This is a genomic window from Stenotrophomonas sp. HMWF023 (assembly GCF_003060985.1).
Classification (GTDB): Bacteria; Pseudomonadota; Gammaproteobacteria; order Xanthomonadales; family Xanthomonadaceae; genus Stenotrophomonas; species Stenotrophomonas lactitubi.
Map to the genome: position 1 here is coordinate 19074 of NZ_QAIJ01000204.1, position 4659 is coordinate 23732.

Genomic DNA, 4659 nt, shown 5'->3' on the forward strand with positions numbered 1-4659 from the left:
GCCTTCGTCTGGCGATGCGGCGTCTGCCGAATCCTTCAGGTCTGCCTGCTCTGCTGCGTGCCGCCTGGGGCAAGCTGTTCGCGGGTGTACTGGTGATTGCCCTGCTGCTGGAACTGGCGGCGACCACCGCAGGCCTGGCGCAATCGATGGCGCGCCATCTGTACGCAGCCGCTGAGGTCATCGATGCGGCTCCCGCGCAGTGGGTGCCATTGCCGCTGGCGGCTTCGATCATGGTGTTGCTGCTGGGGGCCGCCACTGCAGTGCTGCGGATGCCGCGCGTGCTGCTGTTGGCCAGTGCACTGCTGACGGTGAAGCTGGGCGTTGGCCTGCTGCTGTTGTTGCTGGCAGCACGCCATGTGCACTACGCGCATTGGATTCCGTGGCTGCCATCGGCTACCGCGCCCTATCGCTTCGGGCTGGGCGGCGTGCTTGCAGCTGGCGTGGCATTGCTCGGTGTGCTGCTCGGCGCAGGCCTGCTGGCCGGGTTTGCCGGGAGAGTGCCGCAGCCTCGTTCGCAGGTTTCCAGAGCCGCCGGCGCGGCGGTGCTGATGGCGATGCTGTGGCTGATGGTATTGGCTGCGCTGCAGTCCGGTCTGGTCGAATTTTCTGCGCTGGCCAGCACGCGACCGCTGTCGGTGGCATTGCAGGGTGTGCCGCAGCTGCAATGGTTGCTGCCACTGTTGCCGTTGGCGGGCGGCGCGGGGCTGGCGGCCCTGCAGTTGGTATCGCTGCTGTTGGCCGCGCGGTTGGGGGTGGAGGTCTGGCCGCCGGAACCCGGCGATGTGGGCACCGATGCGCATCTGCGGGTGACGATTGCGCTGACCATGCTGGCGGCGACGTTGGCGCTGTCGATGCCGGAGGGTTGGCTTCCACAGCTGCCGGGGCCTGCTGGCCTGCTGGTACTGGCCGCCGTGTGCCTCGGCGTTGCCCGCAGCCAATGGCAGGCGCGGGCGGCGGCCGGCGAGCGGCGGCTCATCCCGATGGTGCTCGCACCTTTAGCGACCGCACTATGCCTGTTGCCGGCAGTCACGTCCCGCTTGTTCGTACCGGTGCTGGTGGTGCTGGCGGTCGTGCTGGCAGGCGTCCTGATAGGTCGATACGCGGGGCGCTCGCGCTAGCGCCATGCGCAGCGCCAGCCATCTGCGATCAATAAAAAAAGCCACCCTCGCGGGTGGCTTTCTGATCAGACCGGTGACGCCGACTCAGTTCGTGGTCGTGGACGGGTTGCCCGCGTCCTGGGTCAGCAGGCGGTTGAGGTCCTGCAGTTCGGCGACATCCAGGCCACCCACGGCCTGGCTCAGCAGCAGGCGGTTCTGCAGGAAGTTGTAGCGGGCCTGCGCGTAATCCAGCTGTGCGGAGAACAGGATGCGCTGGTTCTGGATCACGTCCAGCACCGTGCGGGTACCCACTTCCAGGCCGACCTGCGAGGCATCGTAGGCGCTCTGTGCGGAAACCACGGCCAAGCGGCGTGCTTCCACTTCGCTGATGCCCTGTACCAGGGTCTGGTAGGCATTGCGGGTATTGCGGTCCAGCGCGCGCTTCTGCTGCTCGAAACCATCCTGGGCGATGTCACGCTGGGCCAGGGCCTGGCGCACGCCGGACTGGGTGGCGCCGCCAGAGAAGATCGGCACGCTCAGGGTCAGGCCGATGCTGTTGGTGCGTGCATCGGGTGAGAGCGAACCGGCGCCGGTGCTGTCGCCCCAGGTCGCGGTCTTGCCCCAGCTGCCGCCCAGCGACAGGGTCGGGTAGTGGCCACCACGGGCCGCCTGCACGCCGGCTTCGGCGGCACCGACCTTCAGTTCCTGCGCCTTCAGCGCCGGGTTCTGCGTGGTCGCCTGCTGCACCAGCTGGTCCAGGTTGCCGCGGTTGGCCGGCACTTCCGGACGGAAATCGGCCGGCAGGCCCTTCAGGTTCATCACCGGCTGGCCGGTCAGTTCGGTCAGGGCCTGGTAGTTGTCGGCCAGGGTGTTCTGCGCAACGATCGCGTTGGCGCGCGCCTGGTCGTACTGGGCGCGTGCTTCGTGCACGTCGGTGATCGGCGCCAGGCCCACTTCCAGGCGCTTGTCGGCGAAGTCGAACTGCTTCTTCGCGGCCGCTTCGTTGGTCTGTGCGGCATTCAGCGATTCGATCGCCACCAGCACGTTGAAGTAGGCCGCCGAGGTGCGCACGATCAGGTTGTCGTTGGCCGAGTCGAGGGTGAAATCAGCCGCCTTGCTCAGCTCGCGCTGCGAACGCAGGTTGTTGATCTGCGTCCAGTTGAACAGCGTCTGGGTGCCATCGACCGTGTAGTTGCGGCGCTTGCTGGTGACCGAGCCGGAGTTGGCATCGGCATTGGCCTCGCTACGCGCGCGGTTCAGCGTGGCCTGGCCATTGATCTGCGGCAGCAGGGCAGCGCGCGCCTGCACGGCGCCTTCCTTGTCGTACAGCCGGGTGGATTCGGCGGCGGACAGCTGCGGGTCGCCATTGCGCGCCATTTCATAGACCTGCAACAGGTCGGCGGCATGGGCGGACAACGGCAGCAGGGCAGTGGCCAGCGCAACAGCGAGGGATCGGCGGATCATTGCGGCTTCCTTGGACTCAGAGGTGGAACTGGGGGGCCGGGGCGGCACCACGCAGGTAATCGATATCGGTCTCGAACAGCGACTCGGTGCTGCCATCGGCCTTCACCAACAGCGCTTCCATGGCCGGCGAACGGCCTTGGATGACATACAGGCGACCACCCGGACGCAACCACGAAGCGAACTGTGACGGCACCACGTCAACGGCGCCAGTGACACAGATCACGTCGAAGCGGCGATCGGTCTGCCAGGCCAGGCCATCGGCCACTTCCACGCGCACGTTGGTGCCCAGGCCGGTGGCATCCAGGCGGGCGCGCGCAGCGGCGGCCAGTTCCGGATCGATTTCCAGGCTCAGCACGTCGCGCGCGATCGCGCCGATGCAGGCCGACAGGAAGCCGCTGCCGGTGCCGATTTCCAGCACTTCGTCACCCGGCTGCAGATCCAGTGCCTGCAGGGTACGACCCTCGACGACAGGCTTCATCATCTTCTGGCCGTTGCCGATCGGCAGTTCGACATCGGCATAGGCCAGCGCCCGGTGCGCGTCGGCGACGAAGGCCTCGCGCGGCAGGCGGGCCAGGACGTCGAGCACCTTGATGTCCAGCACGTCCCAGGGACGGATCTGCTGTTCCACCATCAGTTCGCGGGCGTGGGCGTAATCAATCGTCATGAGGTTCAAATCCAGCGCAGTGGGCCGGCCATTTTACCGGTGCCGGGGGCCGGCGGCGCGCCCAGAGCATCAGCTGCGGGGTGGCCGGGGTCGCAGTGCCGGAAGTCATCGCGACCTCCGGTTCGTTCAGTTTTGGTTATCCAGCGGTTCCAGCCTCTCGCGGGGCGTAGGCGCGCAGGAAGAAATCCACACTCGCGGCCACGTGGATCGCAGCATCGGTCTCGACGGGTGACAGTGGCATGCCGCACATCATATGCATGTGCACTTCGCCCTTCACCAGGGTCAGGAACTGCTGGCCGGCGATGTAGCAGTCGGGGATGTCCAGTTCACCGCGCTCGGCACGCAAGCGCATGAAGTCGGCCAGCGCCTCGCAGGTGCGTTGGGGGCCGGCCTGCCAGAACAGTTCGCGCAGGCGCTCGTCGGTCTCCGGCGCCATCATCATCCGCTGGATCGACAGGGCCGCGTCGGAGGTGATCATCTCGAAGAACGCCATGCCGATACCCAGCAACTGGTCGCGCAGGGGGCCTTCCACGTCGGCCACGAACAGCGCGTCGGGCAGCATCTCGATGCACTTGGACTGCACAGCTTCGGAGAACAGGGTCTCTTTGTCGCCGAAATGGCTGTATACGGTCAGCTTCGAGACGCCGGCCTGGGCCGCGATGCTGTCCATGCTCACGCCGCTGTAGCCCTGTTCGATGAACAGTGTCTTGGCTGCCTCGAGTATCGCCGCGCGCTTGCCCAGATCCTTGGGGCGCCCGGGACCGGCAGCCTTGGCAGCAGGCTTGGCCGACGGCTTTCGGGAAGTGGGAGAACTCATCCCGCTAATACTAGACCAAGCGGTTCGATATTTATACTATACCGACTGGTTCACTAATGTCCGCGTTGCAACAGTATGTTGCCGGCGCGTTCCCCCCGGATTTCTTTTCAGGTCCTGTACCTCATGAAAAACATGCGTTGGTTGGGCGTAGGCGTACTGGTCGTGGTGTTGGCAGCGTGCGGCAAGCAGGCCGCCGAGCCGGTGGCGGCCATCCCGGTGCTGGTGGTGCATCCCACCACGCAGGATGGACAAGCCGCGGCCGCCTACCCCGGCGAGGTGCGTGCCCGCCAGGAAAGCCCGCTGTCGTTCCGGGTTGGCGGCAATCTGGTCAAGCGTCACGTCGACGCTGGCGAGCGGGTGAAGAAGGGCCAGCTGCTGGCCGAGCTGGATGCGGCCGACTACGCCTCGCAGGCGGCGGCGTCGCAGGCGCAGCTGGCGGCGGCGGAAGCAGACCTGGTACGCGCCCGCGATGACCAGAAGCGCTACGCCAAGCTGGCTGAAGACCAGCTGGTGAGCCGCTCGGCACTGGACCAGCAGACGGCGGCGTTCAAGGCCGCACAAGGCCAGGCCAATGCCGCCCGGGCCAATCTTGCCGTGGCCCGCAACCAGGCCGAGTA

General features: G+C 66.6%; 4 protein-coding genes and 1 pseudogene. 2 read left to right on the forward strand and 3 right to left on the reverse strand.

The annotated features are described in order from the left end of the window. The coding region (locus DBR20_RS11080; RefSeq protein WP_258223299.1) for an amino acid transporter at positions 1-1118 on the forward strand (1118 nt) is incomplete at its 5' end. An 84-nt stretch (positions 1119-1202) separates the two neighbouring features. On the opposite strand, the gene DBR20_RS11085 is transcribed toward DBR20_RS11080, so the two are convergent. The 3 genes from DBR20_RS11085 to DBR20_RS11095 form a co-directional block, all read right to left on the reverse strand. After that, the gene (locus DBR20_RS11085; RefSeq protein WP_108266207.1) at positions 1203-2561 is read right to left on the reverse strand and encodes a TolC family outer membrane protein; all 1359 of its coding nucleotides are present in this window, start codon (positions 2559-2561) and stop codon (positions 1203-1205) included. A gap of 16 nt (positions 2562-2577) precedes the next feature. Next, entirely contained in the window at positions 2578-3225 is a 648-nt protein-coding gene (locus DBR20_RS11090) for a protein-L-isoaspartate O-methyltransferase (RefSeq protein ID WP_108266208.1), read from the reverse strand. Between the two features lie 136 nt (positions 3226-3361). Further along, positions 3362-4042 carry a TetR/AcrR family transcriptional regulator gene (locus tag DBR20_RS11095; RefSeq protein WP_108266209.1) on the reverse strand — a complete coding sequence of 227 codons (681 nt, stop codon included), beginning with the start codon at positions 4040-4042 and terminating at the stop codon, positions 3362-3364. Between the two features lie 168 nt (positions 4043-4210). Between DBR20_RS11095 and DBR20_RS22995 the strand changes: the two are divergent. Further along, positions 4211-4659: pseudogene (locus DBR20_RS22995) on the forward strand (biotin/lipoyl-binding protein); the annotation flags it as partial.

Excerpts from the sequence above, each read along its gene's own strand:
- DBR20_RS11090 (WP_108266208.1), bottom strand. The coding sequence starts at position 3,225 with ATGACGATTGATTACGCCCACGCCCGCGAACTGATGGTGGAACAGCAG.
- DBR20_RS11085 (WP_108266207.1), bottom strand. The coding sequence starts at position 2,561 with ATGATCCGCCGATCCCTCGCTGTTGCGCTGGCCACTGCCCTGCTGCCG.
- DBR20_RS11095 (WP_108266209.1), bottom strand. The coding sequence starts at position 4,042 with ATGAGTTCTCCCACTTCCCGAAAGCCGTCGGCCAAGCCTGCTGCCAAG.